Genomic DNA, 19,611 nt, shown 5'->3' with positions numbered 1-19,611 from the left:
GTCGGCGGCTGGGGTTGGGGCTGCCCGCGCTCGCCCCTCCGCCCGCGGGCCCGCGCCCGTCTCGCCGCCCGCGGGCCCGGCGCGCCCGCCCCTTCCGCTGACGGTCGCGCTGGCTGCCGAGGGCTGCGGTTGCGACCGCGCCGGTCGGCAGGGACCGCGCCGCTCGGCAGGGGGCCCGCGAGCGGTGGGTCGGGGCGCTAGCGGCGTCTCCGTCTCACCAGCTTGCGGCCGGGAGGTAGGGGGTCGGGTGCGATCGCGAATCCGGGGCGTGGAACGCAGTTCACGAGCAACTGGGCGGGCAGTTTCGCGACCATCCGATCCACCATCTGTGCGCGCCGGTCAGCGGTTGAGAGGTCGGCATTCACCACACGCTCGATGCGGTGGCGAAGCCGGCGGAGTCCGTCCTCGCGTTGCTTCTCTTCCGAGAGTTTGTTCGAGAGTGCAATGCCCGTCAGCCCGTCCAAGCGGTACTTCACCGCACCGTCGAACTCGCCGAGGAGGTAGCGACCGGGCGCAATGAGCCAGCCGAAGTCGCACCAGGCCGTGGTGTCGCCCAACTTCACCGGGATCTGCAGCAGCGGCATCGGCAACCCGGGAGCCAAGAGCACTGCCCGGGATCGCGACTCACCAGGCGACTCCGGCAGGGGGCTCGCCGCATCGAGTATCGCCCGCGCCCTGATCAGCCCGCGTTTCGGACCGCGAGCCTCCAAGAGCGCGCGCCACTCCTTCAGGATCGGCGCCGCCCTTTCAAGAGCCTCCTCGGGCTTGCTGCGCTCGGGGCGGACGATCGCACGCAAAGCGCTGTCCGCTACGGCGAGGCCCCAAACGGGCGGCAGCGCCGTGATGCAGTCGACGACCGTTCGCGCCAAAGAGGTCACACGTATGCCGCCGACCATCGTCACCTCCTCGGGCCTTAGTTCGCGCCGGTGTCGCACCACGGGGTCGAAGCTCCACGGGGTAGACGTCCGCGAGTGCGGTTGCGTCACATGCACAGTGGTGGACGTGGGGACCCACAGCCCATGGATCAGTGCCGCGGTCATGTGACTCACGACGAAGGAGTCGCCCGAGCGGCGCTGAAGCGTCGCGCATCGGGCGAGAACCTCAGCCCGAACTCGATCCCATTGCGGCAGTTCGGCGTCGTGCGGCTCGATGTAGGTGTCGCGTCCCACTCGAATCAAGGTCCCAACTTCTTGCGCCCGCCGCAGCAGCAGCGGCCCGGCCGTAGAGTTGCGGAACATCTGCTTCGGGGGCTCTTGGGCGGCGTTCGGAGTCGTGGCCGCGTTCGTTCGCGGTACGGCGGGCGGGAATATTGCGCTCATGCTCCGACGGTGCCCCGCATCGACCAGTCCGCGCTCAACCCACCGCTTGGTGCTGTGGATAGACCCCTCGGGTCGGTGGGGCATGTGGATAGCGGATCCGCGACTTTTGAGCTCCACGGCCGTCCCTTGGGAGGCCGCGCCTCACGCCCGATCCGACCGCAATCGTTAGCGGCGCGGTGGCGGACCGGGCGGCTGGGGGTGGGACTGCCCTGTCCGGTGGCTGGCGAGGGTCGCGCTGGCTGCCGAGGGTTGCGGTTGCGACCGCGCCGGTGGGCAGGGAGCGCGACGGTCGGCGGCTAGGGTGGGGCTGGCCTGCCTGTGCCCGGGCCCTGCCGTACGCCCCTCCGCTGACGGTCGCGCTGGTTGCCGAGGGTTGCGGTTGGGACCGCGCCGGTGGGCAGGGGGCGCGACGGTCGGCGGTTGGGGGTGGGCTGGGGCGCCACTGCCGCTTGGTGAGATGCCGGCCTCCCAAGTGCTGGTACTCGGTGCGGGTGCCAGGCGCTGGGCGCGGGTCAGAAATGCGCGGTTAGTGCCGATGAGAGGGGCGACGCCGGGTCGGCACACGGCTGCGTGCGTTATCGGATCGCTTCACGCCACGGAAGGCCACCTCATGCGCTCTCGCCCTGCTGCCCCCGGCCTCAGTCTCGCCGTCAGTGGCGCCCTCCTCGCGGGTACGCTCGCCGGGCCGGCCGCCAACGCCGCGGGCGCGCCGACCGCCGCCTCGACTGCCGCCGCTTCGACTGCAGCCTCGACTGCCGCCGCCTCGACCTCCGCGGCAACGGCCGCCTCGACCTCCGCGAACGCGCAGGTCGCCTCGACGCTGGCGGCGGCGAAGTACCCGTGCCGGGGATACGGCGGGTTCAACCTGTACAACCCGGTCGACCAGGTCGCCAAGGACGTCTTCAAGTGGGAGTACCCGGCGGCCAAGGTCGGCAACGGCAAACACGACATCAACTGGAAGCTCGACCCGTACAAGAAGCCGAGCTGGCGCACCTGGTTCCACTCGCTGTACTGGACCGGCGCGGCGATCCACAAGTCGACGTCGGGAATGACGGCGCAGCGCGACCCCAAGGCCATCGACCACGCCGTGGCCATCGCCCAGGACTGGGTGCGCGACAACCCCTACCCGTGGCCCACGGGTGCTGGCGCGGGCAACGCGACGATGACCCGCACCGACCACCTCCTGTGCTTGCGCGGCGCCCTCGAGACCCTCGGCCGGCCGACCCCGAAGTGGCTCGACGACAGCCTGTTGCAGCACGCGGCGTGGCTGCGAAACAACATTTGGCCCGACCACAACGTCGGCACCGACCAGCTCATCGCGATGCTGGGCGTCGGCTGCGTGCTGAACAAACCCGCGATCCGCGAAGAGGCGGCCAAGGCGCTGGCGGGGCGCATCACGCGGGTCATCGACTCCCAGGGCGCCAACAACGAGCAGTCGCCCGGCTACGCGCGCTGGAACTACGAGCTGTGGGGGCAGGCGGAGCGGGCGCTGCAGGCCTGCGGCGTGAACTCGTCGGCCGCGCGCACGATCACGCAGCGTCGGGCGGCCGCCATGCGGTTCCTCGATCACGCCACGGCGCCGAACGGCACCCTGGCGCTCATCGGCGACACCGAGCCCTACCGCCTCCAGCCGGACATGAGCCCGGCGCAGGCCTGGCTGCTCTCCAACGGTTCGGCAGGGGCGCCGCCGTCGGCGCGGGTCGCGGTGTACACGGCCGGGTTCGTCTTCGGACGCTCCGGATGGGGCGTCGGCGGGCACCGTAAGCCGGCGCAGGAGTCGTACTACACGCTGCACTTCGGACCGATGCGCGTCGGGCACGGACACAACGACCACACGTCGCTGACCTGGGCGACTCGTAGCCGCGACATCCTCGTCGACCCCGGCAAGGGCGAGTACGTCGACGACGGCTGGCGCGCGTTCTACACGGGGATCTCGGGGCACAACCAACTTGGCACGCCGGAGATGCGCACCTCGCAGGTCACCAAGCTGACCCGCCGCGCCAACGCCACCGGTGCCGACTATTACCAGCTCGTCGACGCCCCGTACAAGGGAGCGTCGCGGTCGCGGGACGTCATCTTCCTGACCGATCCCGACATCGTCGTGACCTTCGACCGGATGAAGGCGCCCAAGGCCACGACCTTCACGCAGTACTGGCACCTGCCGCACGACCAGAACCTGTCGGTCTCTGGGGCGCGGGCCACCGCCACCAAGCGCGGCGACGCCACGACCACAACGCTTCTGCAGCTGCCCGTCGGCGCGGCCCAGCCGAGCGCGTTCACGGGAGTGCGGGGCGCGACGAAGCCGATCCAGGGGTGGGTGTGGACGTCGCCGACCCGCAAGGTGCCGGCTCCGGTTGCGATGGTGACGCGCAAGGGGACGTCCGCGGCCGTGGCGACCGCCGTGGTGGCCGGGCCGCCGACCGCGGGGGTGTCGGTGCGGACCGCGGTGTCGGGATCGACGACGACGTACACGTTCACGGTCGGTAGTAAGCGGGCCGTCGTGGCCTTGGCCGGGGACGGCACCCTGCGGCGCGTGAGCTAACCGGGGCGCCGACAGGCCGGGCCCGGCTGCGTCTCACAGGCTGGGCGTCGCGGTTGCTGCCGAGGGTTGCTGTTGCGACCGCGCCCGTCGGCAGGGGGCGCAACGGTCGAGGGGCTGGGCTGGGCTGCCGGGCGTCTCACGGGCTGGGCGTCGCGGTTGCTGCGGAGGGTTGCTGTTGCGACCGCGCCCGTCGGCAGGGGGCGCAACGGTCGAGGGGCTGGGCTGGGCTGCCGGGCGTCTCACGGGCTGGGCGTCGCGGTTGCTGCCGAGGGTTGCTGTTGCGACCGCGACTGTCGGCAGGGAGGGCAACGGTCGAGGGGCTGGGAGGCCGCGACGGTCGGGCAGGGGCAACGGGCAGAGCCGGGAGGTGGGCCCCGACGCGTGGCTCAGGCGCGGGAGTTGGTGTCGCGCAGGGTCTCTTCGGTGGGGACGGGCGGCAGGTCGGAGAGCTCGCGGACGAACACGAACTGCCGGTAGGTCCAGAACCGGAAGATCGTGCCGACGCCGATGCCGAAGAGGCGCGCCACGTTCTGGCCCATGGGGTCGGTGATGCCGAGCACGTCGACGGCGACGACGACGCAGCCCACGGTGATCAGCGCGCCCACCCCGTTGAACACGAGGAAGAGGAACAGCTCGCGCGGCACCCGGGCGCTGCGGTGGTCACGGAAAGTCCAGTACCGGTTGGCGATCCAGCTGACGGCGGTGGCGATGCCGGTGGCCAGCACGGACGCGATCTTCTCGCGGCCCGCGAGCACGCCACCGTCACCGAGGCCCGCCGTGAGCAGCCAATACGCGCCGAGGTCGATGAAGATCCCGATCGTGCCGATGACGCCGAACTTGGCGAACTGCGCGGCGAAGAGGTCCCACCAGGCCCGCAGCCGGACGCGCAGCCAGGGCAGCAGGCGCGTCATGGGGGCTCCTCGGAGATGGATCGGAATCGGTGCATCGGCGGCGCCCCGAGCACGGGGCCGATGGGCAATTCTACGCCGCGCCCGCCGACAACCGAATCTGTGCCGTCGGTCGGATCGCCGGTCGGCGGGGCAGGCGGGTCGGCCCGGGGTCAGCCGGCGTCGATGATGCGTTCGGCGACCGTGACGGCGCGGTCGATGGGCACGGCGAACCCGATCCCGATGGACCCGCCGGAGCGCCGACTAAGGGTGGCGATGGCGGTGTTGACGCCGACGACCTGCCCGTCGAGGTTGACCAGCGGCCCGCCGGAGTTGCCGGGGTTGATCGGCGCGTCGGTCTGCACGACCCGCTGCGTCTGCCCACCCAGCCGCGCCGACCGATCGACAGCAGACACGATGCCGCTGGTCACAGTCCCCTGCAGGCCCAGCGGCGAGCCGACCGAGAGCACCCCCTGCCCGATGCGCAGATCCGCGGACCGCCCGATCGCCGCAGGGGTCAGCGCGGCCGGGTCGGCGCGCAGGATCGCGATGTCGTCGGCCTCGCTGCTGCCGACGACCGTCGCGCTGATCCGTCGCCCGGAGGAGAGGGTCAGCTGCGCGGTCGAGGCCCCTTCGATGACGTGATGGTTGGTCATCACGTGCCCGCGCCCGTCGAGCACGAATCCGGAGCCGCTGCCGGTCCCGACACTGACCTGCACCACGCTCGGCATGATCGAGGCGGCCGCCGCCTCGGCTCCGGGCGCCGGGACCGTGGTGCCCGAGGGGGGTTGCTGGCGCACGGAGTTCACCGAATCGAGCAGGAGCGGGGAGATCGCCACGACCGTCCCCGCGCCGCCGGCGATGCCCATGAACAGCGCGGCGATGAGCAGCGCCATGACCCGGCGGCGGCGCGTGCGCAGCGGGTTGTCGCGGTCGGGGGTCTCGCGGTCGTCGTCGGGTCGGCGGATGTCCGGCGGCCGCAAGGCGCCCAGGATGTCGAGCCCGGCGGGCCGCGGTGGCGCGTCCGACGTCGGCCGGTCGGGCGGGTACACCGGGTAGGTCGGGTTAGCCGGGTAAGTCTGGTTCGCGGGGTAAGGCGGGTACGAGTGGTCGGAATCGCCCGGCGGGGCGGCGGTCGCGTCGGCGGGGCCCGGCGGCGCTGGCTGGGCGGTCTGCGCGGGCACGGCGGGCGCCACCTTGGGTCGGGCCGGCGGCAACGGGTGCGCCTCGAACTCGGGACCGGCCGGAGTGCCCAAACCGGGCCACGGTTCGGGCGTCCGGGTCTGCCCGGGAGCCGACCGCCCCGCCCCACCTGCGGCGCTCGGCCGCTCGAATCCCGAAGCACCGTGCGGCCGCTCGGCCGGGTTCTGCTCGCCGTTCTGCTCGCCGTACTGCTCGTCGTACTGGTCTTCGTGTCGGTCGTGGTGGCGGCTGCTCATGGGGACCTCCTACGGCAGGCGCGCGAACCAGCGCAGGGACAGGGCGGCGGCGACCAACGCCAGCAGCAGGGCGGCGCCGGTGACGTAGCCGCCGACCTCGCGAGGCTCGGTGCGCCAGCCGATCGAGGAGCCGATGTCCTCGTAGACCGAGGCCAGCTCCTGCCCCGAACCGGCCCGATACGCCTGCCCGCCAGTGGCTTCCGCGAGCTGCCGCAGCGTCATCTCGTCGACGGGAACCGCGACGAGGCGGCCCATCCCGATGTCGATCACCCCATTGGGCGTGCCGTACGCGATGGTCGACACGGGCACCTCGGCGGCCGCGGCGGCATCGGCGGCCTCGGGGACCTCCCGCCCGCGGGTGTTGGTGCCGTCGGAGAGCAGCACGATCCGCGCCGGCACTTGCGCGGGCTCGTCCGGGTCGCCCGGCTCTCCCGTGGGCCCTGGCGTCGGGGTCGGCTGGCCACTGCCGGGTTCTTCGCTGGATCGCGCCACGGCGGCGATCTGGTCGAGGGAGGTGAACACGGCCTCGCCGATGGCGGTGGCATTGGCGAGGTTGAGGCTCTGCAGGCGCCGCACCACGTCGGCGTGGTCCGTGGTCGGGGGCGCGAGCACGGTCGCCACCCCGGAGAACGTGACGACCCCGACCTGGAACGTGTCGGGCAAGTCCTCGATGAAGGAGGCGGCGGCGTCGCGCGCGGCGTCGAGGCGCGTGGGCTGGACGTCGGTGGCCTCCATGGAGCGGGAGACGTCGATGGCGACGATGACGGTCGCGCGCTCGTGCGGCACCCGCAGCTCGACCTCGGGCCGGGCGGCCGCGACCGTGAACGCGACCAGCGCCGCCACGAGCAGCCCCGCCGGCAGGTGCCGCCGCCACCCCGGAGAACGCGGCGCGACCCGAGCCAGCATCGGCAGCGTCGCGAACCGCACGGCATACCGGCGGCGCCGCCGCTGCGCCACGACGTACCCGACGACCAGCGCGACGATCGGGATCAGCGCGAGTAGCCACCACGGGCTCAGCAGGGTCATCCGGCCCTCCTGAGCGTCGTAGCGTGCGGGGGTGTCGTGCCCGTCGGGTGCGTCGGGTGCGTCGGGGAGGTCGGGTGCGCCGTAGCGGGAGCGAGGGGAGTGTTCATCGGATCCTCCGACGGGGGCGGGGGACTCGGCGGCGCCGCTGGACGTGCCGAGCGAGGTCGCGGATCCAATCGGAGTCGGTGCGCAGCTGCAGGTGATCCGCGCCGGCCGACCGCAGCGCCTCGGCGACGGCCGCTCGATGCTCCGCGGCGACCTGCGCGTACCGCGCGCGTGTCTTGGCGCCCGTCCACACCTCGTGCTGGCGGCCGGTCTCGGGGTCGGTGAGCAGCACCATCCCGACGTCCGGCAACTCGAGTTCGCGGGGGTCGAGCACCTCGACGGCGATGACGTCGTGGCGGGCGGTGAGCCGGCGCAGCGGGGTCTCCCAGTCGAACGGTCGCTCGCTACGCCCGTCGGGCTCCACGAAGTCGGAGATGACCACCCGCAGGCCAGGGCGCCGGAACCGCCGCTCGAAGCCACTCAGCGACTGCGCGAACTCCGCGCTCTCCGAACGACTCTCGACCGCGACCACCGGCGCTGCGGTGACATCGCTGCGGACCACACCGCCGCGGACCACACCGCCGCCGACCTCAGGGTGCGCACCCTCGTTCAGGGCGGCGCGCGTGATCCGGCGGGCGCTGACGCGGGCGGGCCGAGCGGGCTCCCATCGCAGGCCGCCGGCAGTGTGCCGGGCGACCCCGACGCGGTTGCCGGGCCCGTCGGCGAGCAGCGCGACGACGGCCCCCGCCCAGGCGCCCAGGTCCCGCTTCTCCATGGTCGTGGTGCCGAAATCCATGCTGGCGGTGGCGTCGAGCAACACCCAGGTGTCGAGCTCGTGGTCGGCGCGGGACCGCCAGACGTGCGGCTCGGAGCTGCGGGCGGTGACGTTCCAGTCGATGCGGCGCACGTCGTCCTCGCCGGGGGAGTACCGCACGACCTCGGCGGGCTCGCCGCCCGGGCCGAGGCGGGTGCCGGAGTGGTCGCCCTGCAGCAGCCCCTCGACGTGCCGACGCACCACGAGGTCGAGCGCCGCGAACGCCCGCTCGCGGCTGCGCAGGCCGGCGCCGTCGGGCAACATCACGTCTCCCCGCGGTGTTCGGCGCGCAGACTCTCGGGCCGCTCGAACTGCTGGGTGTCCTCGAGATTCGCGGTGCGTTGCTCGCTGTCGTCGGCGGCCGGCGGCTCGTAGCGCACCTCGTCGTAGGCGGCGCTGTCACCGGGGGAGACCCGCGGCGGCGGCACGGTGGCCAGGATCGTCTCGATGATCGCGCGGGGGTCGATGCCGTCGGCGACGGCCTCGAACGAGAGCACGAGGCGGTGGGCCATGACATCGCTGCAGACGTCGGCGACGTCGCCGGGCAGCACGTAGTCGCGGCCGCGCAGCAGCGCCAGGGCCCGGCCGGCGGCGATGAGGCCCAGCGTGGCGCGGGGGCTGACGCCGAAGTCGACGACCCCGGCCAGCGACCCGAGGCCGAAGCGCTCGGGCTCGCGGGTGGCCATGACCAGCGCCACCGCGTACTGGGCGATGGCGTGGTGCACGAAGATCTCGTCGGCGGCCCGCTGCAGGGCGAGCAGCTCGTCGGTCGTCAGGATCTGCTGGGCGCGCGGCGGGTCGACGCTCATGCGCTGCAGGATCGTGAATTCCTCGACGTCCGTGGGGTAGTCGACGTCGATCTTGAGCAAGAACCGGTCGCGTTGGGCCTCGGGGAGTTGGTAGACGCCCTCGGATTCGATGGGGTTCTGGGTGGCGAGCACGAGGAACGGGTCGGGCAGCGGGTACGTGTGGCCGCCGATGCTCACCTGGTGCTCGGCCATGGCCTCCAGCAGCGCGGACTGCACCTTGGCGGAGGCGCGGTTGATCTCGTCCGCGAGCACGAGGTTGGCGAAGATCGGGCCGAGCTCAGTGTCGAACGACTCGGTGCTGGGGCGCCAGACACGCGTGCCGACGATGTCGCCGGGCATGAGGTCGGGAGTGAACTGCAGGCGGGTGAACGTGCCGCCCATGGTGTCGGCCAGCGTGCGCACTGCGAGGGTCTTGGCGACGCCGGGGACGCCCTCGATGAGGATGTGCCCGCGGGCGAGCAGGCCGACAAGCATGCGTTCGACCATGTGGTCTTGGCCGACGACGACCCGTTTGACCTCGAACAACGCCCGCACCAGGGTCCGCGACCTCGCTACGGTGTGGCGCTGCTCGTCACTCGGGTCGGTCATGCGCATCTCCTCGCCGGTCGTGGCCGCGCCGGCGCGCGACGGGCCCTGGGTTCAAGGACACCACGATTGCGGCCGTTCTTCCTACCCGAGACGCGGCCCCTGGCGACCCCCGGGGCCCGCGAGGCGACGTTCCGAGGCGCCGGGACCGCTGCCGGCCGAAGATAGTGTTCGCTTTTACACGGTCTGGTGAGCAAAAGCGAACACTATCTTTTCGGGCGATCGCGCCAGCGGTTCGCTATGACCGATATGTCCGTAGTTAGTGCGTGATCAGTCGGCCGCAGCAGGTGTGCAGTCGCCGCGCACCGGCCAGGACGGGCCGGGCTAACCGGGCTACCGAGTGCGCTGGCGCAGGGCGGCGCCCTTGGCGTGGGCCTGGTCGCGCAGGGCGGCCTGAAACTCGACCATGCGCTCGCGCACCCGGCGGGCCTCGTCGTCGGTACCCGCGCCGATGATGCGCGCGGCGAGCAGCCCGGCGTTGCGGGCGCCGCCGATGGACACGGTCGCGACGGGCACCCCGGCGGGCATCTGCACGATGGACAGCAGCGAATCCATGCCGTCGAGATACTTCAGCGGCACGGGGACGCCGATAACCGGCAGGGTCGTGACGGACGCGAGCATGCCCGGCAGGTGCGCGGCGCCGCCGGCCCCGGCGATGATGACCTGCAGTCCGCGGTCGGCGGCGGTGTTGCCGTACTCGATCATCTCGGCCGGCATGCGGTGCGCCGAGACCACGTCCGCCGCGAACGCGATGCCGAATTCCTCCAGCGCGAGCGCGGCCTGCTCCATGACGGGCCAGTCGCTGTCGCTGCCCATGACCAGCCCGACAACGGGATCGCGCGGTGCTGCCTGGCTCGACGCTGAGTCACTCATCGGGACCTCACTCATCTCGGCTGGTTCGTAGCGGGTGGGTGCTCGGTGCTCTGTGGTTGCTCGCGGGGGCGTGCAGGGGCCGCCGCGCTATTCGCGGATCGTGCCGCGCAGGTAGCCGGTGGCGTGGGCGGCGCGGTCGCGCAGGTCGTCGAGATCGTCGCCGGAGACGTTCACGTGCCCGATCTTGCGGCCGGGGCGCACGCCCTTGCCGTACAGGTGCACCTTGAGCCCAGGGTCGCGGGCCAGCAGGTGGCGGTAGGTGGGGTACAGCGACTCGTCGTCACCGCCGAGCACGTTGCCCATGACCGTCCAGCGGTCGCGCGGGGTGGTGGCCCCCAGCGGCAGGTCGAGCACCGCGCGTAGGTGCTGCTCGAACTGGCTGGTCACGGAGCCGTCGATGGTCCAGTGGCCGCTGTTGTGGGGGCGCATGGCGAGTTCGTTGACCACGAACCCGGGCCGGCCGGGTACCTGGAACAGTTCGACGGCGAGCACTCCGGTGACGTCGAGGGCGCCGGCGATCCGCAGCCCGGCCTCGATCATGGCGGTGGCCACCTCGTCGGGCAGGTCGGGGGCGGGGGCGAGAACCTCGGTGCAGATCGAGTCGGTCTGCACGGTCTCGACGACGGGCCAGGCCGCGGCTTGTCCGCTCGGGCTGCGCGCGACGAGCACCGCCAGCTCCCGGGTGAACGGCACGCGCTCCTCGGCGAGCAACCCCTCGGCCGGTGCGTCGCCGGCCTGCCCGGCGGCAAGCGCGAGCCAGTCGGCGGCCTCGTCGGGGGAGTCGACGACGCGCACCCCCTTGCCGTCGTAACCGCCCCGCGGAGTCTTGAGCACGACGGGCCAGCCGACCTCGTCACCGAAGGCGCGCAGCTCGTCGGCGGTCCGCACGCGCGCCCACCGCGGGCACGGAATGCCCAGTTCGGTGAGCCGGGCGCGCATGGCCAGCTTGTCCTGGGCGAAGACGAGCGCGGCCGGCCGCGGATGCAGGGGCACCCCGTCGGCCTCGAGAGCGGCGAGCACGGGCGCGGGCACGTGCTCGTGATCGAACGTCACGACGTCGCATTGTCGGGCGAACGCGCGCACGGCGGCCAGGTCGTCGTGGGCCCCGACCGGGGAGTTCGGTACGACGAGCGCGGCGGAGGCATCGGGCGCCTCGGCGAGCACCGACAGCGTCAGCGCCAGATTGACGGCCGGCGGCTGACACATGCGGGCCAGCTGCCCGCCCCCGATGATCCCCACGACGGGAAACCCGCCGGGCGCGCGCAGCGGAGGGTCGGTCGGCAGCGCGCTGGCCTGGGCGTCGGAGGCCGGCGCGGCAAGGTCGGGCTCGTTCACCGGCGCAGACTATCGCGCCCCCGTCAACGACGGCCGTGCCCCCAAAGGCGCGCTAGGCCCGAGCCGCCGCCGGCCCATTCGCTTATCCACATGCCCCACCCGCGACTGCGGTCCATCCACAGGCGCGGCCGTGGGCGCCGACACCACGCAACGCCAAGAGGCCACTGTGTTGCGCATGTTCGCCGCGCAGAGATTGACGCAGGATCTTCAGCAGCTCGCCCAGGCCCAGGCGGGGCTGCTCGCGCGCGACCAACTGCTGCTCGGCGGACTGAGCCGAACCGCAACGGCGCGACTCGCCGCGGACTGGGAGACGCTCAGCGCCGGGGTGTACCGCGTCTACCCGGCGGTCAACGAGGACGCCCGGTGGCAGTCGCGGCTGTGGCTCGGGCTGCTGATCGCCGAACCGCGCGGAACCTCCCCGGCGACCCCGGGCCTGCCGGCGATCGGCGGACTGGCGGCGGCCGCGCAGTACGGACTCGTGCCGCGCACCGAGCTGATGCGCCACCCGAGCGACAAGCTGGCCATCACCGCCGCGCACGACATCGACGTCTACGTGGGGCCCCGCCTAGTCGTGCGAGCGGCACAGGCCGGCTACCGGTTCGTCCGCTCGCGGCACCCGGGCCGCGCCCGTTTCAGCGAAGGCGACCTGACGGTGACCAGCATCGAGGACACCGCTCTCGACGTGCTCGAACTGCTCGAGCCGAGCGAGGTGGCCGACTGGATCGACCGGGCCTGCCGCTACGGCATGTCGACCCCGGAGCGGCTGCTGAAGATGGCGATGACGCGCTCCCGGCTGGCGAACCGCGACGCGATGATGGCGATCCTGCAAGACCAGGTGGAGGGCGTCACCAGCACCCTGGAGCGGGTCTTTCGTGACGAGGTGGAGCGCCCGCACGGGCTGCCGGAGGGCCGGCGCCAGGTGCGCGACGGCAACCGCGTCCTCGACGTTCTCCATGACTGTGTCGTCATCGAGCTCGACGGCCGGGCCGGCCATGTGGGCGAAGGGCGCTGGCGTGACCGGCGGCGCGACAACAGCCACACGGTGCGCGGCCGGTACTCGCTGCGCTACGGCTGGCAGGACTGCACCTACGAGCCGTGCCTTGTCGCGTGGGAGGTGGGCGGGCTGCTCGTTCGAACCGGCTGGCAGGGCCGCCCGACCCCGTGTCCGAACTGCCCGCCGGACCTCGTCGCAGCCCAGGTCATCGCCGGTGACTGGCGCGCCGCGGTCACGGCCATGGACACGGCCGGGCTGTACAGGGTGTGAGCTGCGGCTCGCACGCCGTCGGCCGAAGATAGTGTTCGCTTTTACACGGTCAGCCCTGTAAAAGCGAACACTATCTTCGGGCCAGCGGCGGAACGGGCCCGCCCGCGCGGCGAATTGCCCGAAATGACAGGCCATCAGGGAGCGAGGAGTCGGGCAAGCCTCGCCGGGACATGCGAGAGCGGGTGGTCCCGGCTCGTCTCCCCCCAAGCCAGGGCCACCCGCTCTCGGTGCGACGTGCGGGCCCCCCGGCCCGCGCACCGCAGCGATGTTCCGAGCCCCCAAGCTCGTTCACCGCTACGAAGGACCGCTTCCCCCAGCTGCCCTTCGCGTCTTTGGTAGGCGAGCCCCCCAGCTCACCTACCGTTCCCGCCCACGACCCGGTTGGCTTCCCCCGAACCCCATGCCTTCCGTGCCGCTCTGATGGGGATATCGGCCGACCCCGCCCAGACGTTACAGCTGTCTTGAACGAACGACCGTCTTCTCGTTAACAGTTCTCTGACCAGGGTAAGTTAACGCAACGACAGTCCGTTGAGGCCGCTGAGCCGACCCGCCTGACTCTCGGAGACCCCGCGCACCCGCTGCGTCGCGGACTTGGCCCAGGCGCCGCGCGCCCACCGGTAGGTCGTGCGGGTCCCGTGGTAGCGACCGGTGGCGGGGTCGTCCCCCACGGGTGCCAACCGGTTGACCGTCACTAGGCGCACGCCGCGCTTGGTGGAGAAGGTGTAGCCGGACTTTGCGTACTCCAGGTTCGCGGTCGCCCACGGGGTGCGGTCGGCGCGGGCGCCGGGTGCGCGCAGCAGTCGCCAGGCCTCGCCGCGCACGGTGTACACGGCGATCCTGGGCCAGTCGCCGACGACCCCGCCGTTGAGGTCGAGCACGATCTCGGCCCCGCGCGCCCCGTCGACGACACCGGCGCCCACCCACGCGGATCGGGCGTCGGCTCCACTGCTGTCGTGGTCGACGGTCAGCAGCGTGCTGAAGTTGCGCCCCGCGGCGGTGCGCGTGCTCAGTCGAAGGGTGATGGTGGTCGAGGTGCTGCGTACCGGAGCCAGCGTGGTGCGGTCCGCGCGTCCGTCGCCGTCGACGTCGAGCCGGCTGGTGACGGTCACGGGGGCCGCGGCCTGCGCCCGCGAGGTGCGCTTCGGCGTTTGCCCCGGAAGGGCCGGTCGCTGCTGCGGGGGAGCGGTGATCGTGACTCCGGCGGTGACGAACTGCGCCGACGCAGCGCGGGTCGACCTCACGGGAGCGTGCGCCTGCCCGGTCGACATCGGCGCCGGCACGGCCAGGGGCAAGGCGGCTGGCGGCACGGCCAGGGGTGGTGAGCCCGGGGTGGGCGCCGAGTCGGGTGGGAGTTGGGCTCCGGTCGTGGTGAGCGCTACGGCCAGGCCGAGGGCGGCCACGGCTGCGCGACGAGACGACTGGGTGGCGGGCAGTGACACGACAACCTCTGGTTCCAGACCCCAGCTGGAGGCGCGGCGCCCCCTGGTCAGCCGCGCGCCGCCCACCTGGGCGGATATATCGACGGTAGCCCGCGCTGCGCAGAGTTGACTAGAGGTCGCGCAGGCTTATGGCCTGCGTCACACGCGAGTGGTCACGGATCGAGCCGCCCCCATGCGGCTTGGCGATTCACCGACCACTCGGTCGGGGCGGAAGGCCGGGCGCCCAGTGGGCTACTGGACCGCCGAGGGCTAAAAACACCGAGGGGCGAGCTGTGATGCCCCCCGGCGTCACAGCTCGCCCAAGGGCGTGCTCTTGGATTCGTCGCGCGGCCTGACCTGAGGTGCCAGGCTGCCCGAGAAACCGACGAGATGTTACGAAACTTGTTGCGGCGGCCACAAATTGGCCGAATCGTGGGGCCCGCCGGGGGTGACTCATGGCAGTCCCCCGATCTACCACGGCCCACCCCTCGGCAGGCTTAGATGCAATCTAGGCGCGCGCGAGGCACGCTGGGAAGGACCTACGTCACCCGAAACGTCCCAATTTACGCACAGAACACTGTGCGATGTGCCCCGCTCAGCGCCAGATGAGCCCGTTGAGATCGGTCAGCTTGGCGGCCTCGCCGCGCCGCAGGCCGCTGACCTTCTGACTCGACACCTTCTGCCATCCGTTGCCCGCCCAGCGGTAGCGGGTGTTGGTGCCGAAGAATCGGCCGCTGCTGCTGACCTTGAGGTCGTGCCGCACGACATAGCGCACGGAGCGCTGCTGCGAGAACGTCCAGCCGCGAGCCTGGCCGAAGTCGACCCACATGAGATCCCAGTTGGGCCAGCGCGCGGGCGACCCGGCGGCCGGCACGAGGACGATGCGGCCGTTGCGCCAGGCGTAGCTGAGGATGGCGGTGGCGTCGCCCACCCCGCCGACGAGGTCGAGCACGACCTCGTTGCCGCGGATGCCGTCGATGCCGGTGACCCCCACCCAGTAGTCGGACGCAGGCTTGTCGAAGCCGTCGGTGGAGACGGTGGTCGAGGCGGACTTGCCGCGGGCCGTGGTCACGGCGAGCCGGAAGTAGTCCTGCCCGCGCTTGGTCGTCACCTTGCGGAACGTGACGGTGTCGGCGCGCCCGTCCCCGTCGATGTCCGCCCGATACCGCACGTTGCCGGTCGGGATCGGCCGCGGGGCGGCGCTGGAGGCCGTGGCGAGGGCCACATCCTGCCCCGCCGCGACGGATGAAGTGCGCGTCGAGAACGTGGGTGCGGCGCCCGATGCGGCGGGTGCCGCGGCCAGGGCAAGGGCGGCCGCCAGTCCGAGGCCGATGGTGCGTCGAAGCGCGACGAGTGAAGTCATTGAATCCCCCTGAGTCCCATGACATGTGGCCACATGCAGGCACATGTGTGTGATCGAGTGTAGCCGCGATAGTCTTTGGCGCACCGGGATCGGCCACAGCCGATTGACCTCGCGGTTCGGCGGGCGAGGCAGGCGTCGGGCGAGTGTCCGTTGTGGGCGCTTTGATGTCCTACCGTTGGAAGGCGTCGCCGCGTTCTGGGTGTAGCGTCGGGCGTAGGGGAAAGACAGCGTTGGGGGAAAGTTGATGTTGCGGATCGTCTTCCGCTCGTATGGCGGGGAGAACCTCAAGGGCCGACCGGCCTACTACAGCAAGGAGTTGGCGCTCGACTCGTTCGAGCGCGCCTACGAGCGTGCGCGCGCCGAGTTGGGTGGCGTGGACCGCCCGGGTCAGACGCCGAGCCACGGCATCGACGTCACGTTCGCCAACGACGGCCCGATCGATCCGGCTCTGCTGCGCCGCATGGAGGCGCTGGGCCCGGTGGTGCAGACCCAGGGCGGTCCGGTGGGTCTGAAGGCGAGCTACACCTTCGCCCTCAACCTCCCCGACCGGTTCGGCTGGCCGGACTCGGACGTGGTCTTCTACCTGGAGGACGACTACCTGCTGGCCGAGGACTCGCTGGTGGCCTTGGCGCGGGCCGTCGATGCCATCCCGCAGGCCCACTACTTCGCGCTCAGCCACGGCCGTCCGGAGGATCTGAGTGACCCGGTGCAGGCCCACCAGTTCGGCACCGTGCCGTGGTGGGAGCCGGGACCGGACGAGCGCGTCGACGGCCTCCAGTGGATCAACATTCTCGGTGTGACCAGCACCTTCGGTGCTCGGATCGGCACGCTGCGTGAGGACAAGGACATCTTCATGATGTGCCAGCGCCCCTTTCGCAACCGCTTCCTCGATCACGAGACCTCGATGCTCTACCAGGGCGTGGTGCCGTACCGGGGCAAGACGTACTTCATCGGCCTGCCGGGCGACTTCGTGCCGTCGGTGCGGGGCGTGGCACGGGCGTTCTACCTGCTGCCGTTCCGGGCGCTGTTCAATGCCCGCGCCCGCCGCCAGGGCGCTCGGCATCTGTTGTACGCGCCGAAGCCCATCGTCGCCACGCACATGGAGCTCGAGGGCATGACCGACCCGGCGCGCTGGGAGGCCGAAGCTCACGCCGTCCGCAAGTGGGCCGCCGACCGCAAGGCCGCAGCCGAAGGAGCCGACGCCACCGCGTCGTGAGAAGCGTGGAGGCCGGCGGGCGCGGCCCGGCAGCCGGGTCCGTCGGCGACGTAGGCTGGTAGCAACCGCTCCAAGCCGCGGTGTGACGCGGCGCGCCTGAGGAGTTCGCCAATGATCACGCGTATCCGCTTGTGCAATTTCAAGTCGTTTCGTGACGTGTCGGTGCCGTTGGGCCGATTCACTGTGGTCCTAGGCGCGAACGGCGCTGGCAAGAGCAACCTCTTCGATGTGCGGCGGCTATTGGACCTGCCCGGTTGTCACGAAGCCCAAGCCGACGGGGAGATGACTCCCGGGGAGTTGCAGGCTGAGGGCTGGATCAACGCCGCAGTCAGTGCCTGATGTCGACGAGAGTCTTTGTCGCCTGTGAGGACCCGCAGCTCGACCAGCACATCGCCGTGCCGGTCGTGCAGGCGTTGTTCCGACAGGGGCTTGGCAAACGACAGGCGCGGGTACAGGCGATCACGAACCCAAGAATCCGCGGCGTCGAGGATCTGCTGGCTAACCTGCCGAGCCTGGTGCGGCGATACGCCCCGCTGGGGTCGTGCGTGGTCTTCGCGGCTGACCTGGACTGCGCGCTCGTCTCATCGGCGTGAGCCTTGAGAGCGGCTGGAAGTCTCTGCGCACGGGGTGCCCCGAACTTGCCGCGATTGAGGATGAGCTGCGGGCCAAGGGGTTCTAGCCATTTCGGCCGGTCCCGGATTACGAACCGATTGGGGACGCGGCCTCGGCTTCTGTAAGCAGGACGTCTCCCTCGAGACCGTGCGTGCCCCGGGGGGAGCCCTGGGGTGCTTCTTCGGCGCCCCCTGGCCGCCCATCTGCTGCGCCGCTGCGGCTGAGGCTGGCTCGGGACGAACCGTCGACCGGCATGCGGCTTCACCAGCGTGTGGCGATGCCGGTCAGTCTTGAACCAATTCGCTGGCGGCCAGGTGGATGGTGTGCTGGCCGATGCGCAGGGTGGCTTGGGTTCCGTCGGTGTCGGGGGTGGCGTAGGTGCCGTCGACGATTCGGTCGAAGAGCACGACGGTGGGTCGGGGCCCGCGGACGTCGACGAGGAGGTAGGCGGGGACGCCGGCGCGGGCGTACTCGTGCCGCTTGGTCACGGTGTCGGTCTCAACGGAGCCAGGTGAGATGACCTCGACGACGAGGGCGACATCAGCCGGGTCGGCCCGATGCGGGATGGCCCCGGGGCGTCGCGCGACTGTGAGGTCGGGCTGTCGCACGGTGTGTCGGCCGTCGCGTTCGCCCAGGAGTACAGCGAAGTGGGAGAGAGGTCGCCATTCGGGTCGGATGATGGGGCCGAGCTTCTCGGCGAGCAGCATGGTGGCGTCGACATTGTCGAAGTGCTCGTTGGGGGCCACGGTGGGGACGCCCTCGACGAGTTCGTACGCGTCGTCGCGCTGGGAGTAGTCCTCGTCCCATTCGGCCAGTGTCACGTGGGCCAGCGCGACGGGCGGCGCTGTGATGCTCATGGGGCTCCTCCCGTCCATAGGGTCGAGTATCGGGGGAGCCGATGACGGGACGCTAGAGCAAGCTGCCCGTAGCCCGCCCGAGCCGGCGTCCGATGCTGTGGATAACGCACTGGTCACCGACAGAATCCGGGGGCTTGTGGATGCTCGCGCTGGCGGGGGTCAGCCGCCCACTCGCCGGGGGTAGCAGGCGCCGGATGGGGTTCGACCGAAGTCTGAGCACGCAGCCCGCGCGGCCCGCTCCGAGGAGTAGCCCGCTGTGGACACCACAGCCCAGTAGCCCGGATTCAGCCCCGGGACAGTGCCGCTGTCGACGACGGTGAGTCCGGGGCGCCCCGCGCGGGCCTGGGCGCTTGCGTAGTCGTACTGGTTGATGGGCAGGGACTCCAGCACCAGGAGGTAGTCGCCGGTGCGGTAGCTCGGGGCGCGCCCGGGTGGCGCCGGCGCGACCGCTGTGGGCGGGGCCGCTGTGGGCGCGGCCGCTGTGGGCGCGAAGGGCGTGGGTGCGGCTGCTGTGGGCTCTACCGGCGCCGGCGCCCTTGCGGGTGGGATGGAGGGCGAGTCAGGTTCCGTAGGGTGCTGCTGCGCAGGCGTGGCGTCTGGCGCTGCGGCGGTGGCGACGGCCGGAGAGGTGGCCACCACCCCGCCGGCCGCGGCGGGCGTATCGCCGCCGCGACTGATCATCCATCCGGCCAGGAGCCCGGCGCCCCCGAGGATGAGCGCCGCCGCCAGCAGCAGTCCGCCCTGTGGTCGCCTTCGTTCAACTGGCGAGTATCTCGGGTCAACTGCGGGGTATCTCGGGGGCACGGCACCCGCGCTGACGGCATCACCACCGGCATAGCGCGAGTATTCTGCGCCGCCCGGCGATGCCGGAGCCTGGGCGTGGGGTGCTTGCTGGGTCGGCCATCCGCCGGGAGCGGCGGGCTGGCGATCCGAGGGCGCGGCGTGGGGGAACGGGCTTGCTGGCGACACCACGGCGCCGCAGCGCTCACACTCGCGCGCGTCGAGCGGGAGAGCGACTCCGCAGTTGGCGCAGTACATGTCGGGCCTCCGCTACAGGGTGACGTGCTGGTGCCGCCGCGGCGACGACAGCGCCTCGGCAGGCTCGGTGCTTCGGGGCGTGTGGTCGCCCGGCGACCCGCCGGCGCGCTCTCCCCATCGACATCTTCAGAGCCGGATTCAGTCGCTAGGCCGACTCGTTCTCACCGGC

The 19,611-nt window shown here is 71.6% G+C and carries 16 protein-coding genes; 5 read left to right on the top strand and 11 right to left on the bottom strand.

Features of this window, described 5'->3' with window-relative positions; all coding sequences use genetic code 11:
- Positions 1–197 precede the first annotated feature (197 nt).
- The gene (locus KILIM_RS19550; RefSeq protein ID WP_157551844.1) at positions 198–1,319 is read right to left on the bottom strand and encodes a type IV toxin-antitoxin system AbiEi family antitoxin domain-containing protein; all 1,122 of its coding nucleotides are present in this window, start codon (positions 1,317–1,319) and stop codon (positions 198–200) included.
- 610 nt (positions 1,320–1,929) lie between these two features.
- Between KILIM_RS19550 and KILIM_RS19545 the strand changes: the two genes are divergently transcribed.
- Complete coding sequence (locus KILIM_RS19545; protein WP_006594478.1) at positions 1,930–3,861, top strand: heparinase II/III domain-containing protein; 1,932 nt, start codon at positions 1,930–1,932, stop codon at positions 3,859–3,861.
- A 386-nt stretch (positions 3,862–4,247) separates the two neighbouring features.
- Here KILIM_RS19545 and KILIM_RS19540 read toward each other — a convergent pair whose 3' ends face one another.
- The 7 genes from KILIM_RS19540 to KILIM_RS19510 form a co-directional block, all read right to left on the bottom strand.
- Complete coding sequence (locus KILIM_RS19540; protein WP_006594477.1) at positions 4,248–4,772, bottom strand: GtrA family protein; 525 nt, start codon at positions 4,770–4,772, stop codon at positions 4,248–4,250.
- Positions 4,773–4,921: 149 nt separating this feature from the next.
- A complete protein-coding gene (locus KILIM_RS22820; RefSeq protein ID WP_006594476.1) occupies positions 4,922–6,187 on the bottom strand; it encodes a S1C family serine protease in 1,266 nt (421 codons plus the stop codon).
- A 9-nt stretch (positions 6,188–6,196) separates the two neighbouring features.
- Complete coding sequence (locus KILIM_RS19530; protein ID WP_006594475.1) at positions 6,197–7,213, bottom strand: VWA domain-containing protein; 1,017 nt, start codon at positions 7,211–7,213, stop codon at positions 6,197–6,199.
- A 103-nt stretch (positions 7,214–7,316) separates the two neighbouring features.
- Complete coding sequence (locus KILIM_RS19525) at positions 7,317–8,336, bottom strand: DUF58 domain-containing protein (protein ID WP_006594474.1); 1,020 nt, start codon at positions 8,334–8,336, stop codon at positions 7,317–7,319.
- The gene (locus KILIM_RS19520) at positions 8,336–9,469 is read right to left on the bottom strand and encodes an AAA family ATPase (RefSeq protein ID WP_006594473.1); all 1,134 of its coding nucleotides are present in this window, start codon (positions 9,467–9,469) and stop codon (positions 8,336–8,338) included. The genes KILIM_RS19525 and KILIM_RS19520 overlap by 1 nt, the downstream gene beginning before the upstream one ends.
- A 330-nt stretch (positions 9,470–9,799) precedes the next feature.
- Positions 9,800–10,339, bottom strand: coding sequence for a 5-(carboxyamino)imidazole ribonucleotide mutase (gene purE, locus KILIM_RS19515; protein ID WP_006594472.1), 540 nt, complete (start codon positions 10,337–10,339; stop codon positions 9,800–9,802).
- A gap of 87 nt (positions 10,340–10,426) precedes the next feature.
- Entirely contained in the window at positions 10,427–11,623 is a 1,197-nt protein-coding gene (locus KILIM_RS19510) for a 5-(carboxyamino)imidazole ribonucleotide synthase (RefSeq protein ID WP_040563910.1), read from the bottom strand.
- A gap of 181 nt (positions 11,624–11,804) precedes the next feature.
- On the opposite strand from KILIM_RS19510, the gene KILIM_RS22815 reads away from it, so the two are divergent.
- Entirely contained in the window at positions 11,805–12,938 is a 1,134-nt protein-coding gene (locus KILIM_RS22815) for a putative endonuclease domain-containing protein (protein WP_006594470.1), read from the top strand.
- A 509-nt stretch (positions 12,939–13,447) separates the two neighbouring features.
- Here KILIM_RS22815 and KILIM_RS19500 read toward each other — a convergent pair.
- Positions 13,448–14,377 (bottom strand): RodZ family helix-turn-helix domain-containing protein, encoded by a 930-nt coding sequence (locus KILIM_RS19500; protein ID WP_157551842.1) that lies wholly within the window; start codon positions 14,375–14,377, stop codon positions 13,448–13,450.
- Between the two features lie 574 nt (positions 14,378–14,951).
- Positions 14,952–15,719: a hypothetical protein gene (locus KILIM_RS19495; protein WP_006594468.1), complete on the bottom strand. Its 768-nt coding sequence runs from the start codon at positions 15,717–15,719 to the stop codon at positions 14,952–14,954.
- Between the two features lie 244 nt (positions 15,720–15,963).
- Here KILIM_RS19495 and KILIM_RS19490 point away from each other — a divergent pair, with 244 nt between their 5' ends.
- From KILIM_RS19490 to KILIM_RS19480, 3 genes are all read left to right on the top strand, one after another.
- Positions 15,964–16,935: a hypothetical protein gene (locus KILIM_RS19490; RefSeq protein ID WP_006594467.1), complete on the top strand. Its 972-nt coding sequence runs from the start codon at positions 15,964–15,966 to the stop codon at positions 16,933–16,935.
- A 111-nt stretch (positions 16,936–17,046) separates the two neighbouring features.
- On the top strand, positions 17,047–17,274 hold the full coding sequence (locus KILIM_RS19485) for an AAA family ATPase (RefSeq protein ID WP_006594466.1): 228 nt from the start codon (positions 17,047–17,049) through the stop codon (positions 17,272–17,274).
- Positions 17,274–17,528: a hypothetical protein gene (locus tag KILIM_RS19480; RefSeq protein ID WP_006594465.1), complete on the top strand. Its 255-nt coding sequence runs from the start codon at positions 17,274–17,276 to the stop codon at positions 17,526–17,528. Before KILIM_RS19485 ends, KILIM_RS19480 begins: the two co-directional genes overlap by 1 nt.
- Positions 17,529–17,831: 303 nt before the next feature.
- On the opposite strand, the gene KILIM_RS22810 is transcribed toward KILIM_RS19480, so the two are convergent.
- On the bottom strand, positions 17,832–18,404 hold the full coding sequence (locus tag KILIM_RS22810; RefSeq protein ID WP_006594464.1) for a Uma2 family endonuclease: 573 nt from the start codon (positions 18,402–18,404) through the stop codon (positions 17,832–17,834).
- Positions 18,405–19,611 lie beyond the last annotated feature (1,207 nt).

The sequence above is a fragment of the Kineosphaera limosa NBRC 100340 genome, assembly GCF_000298215.1.
In the GTDB taxonomy this organism is placed as follows: domain Bacteria; phylum Actinomycetota; class Actinomycetes; order Actinomycetales; family Dermatophilaceae; genus Kineosphaera; species Kineosphaera limosa.
The sequence above is the reverse complement of the archived record's forward strand: the minus strand, read 5'-3'. Positions and strand labels throughout refer to the sequence as shown.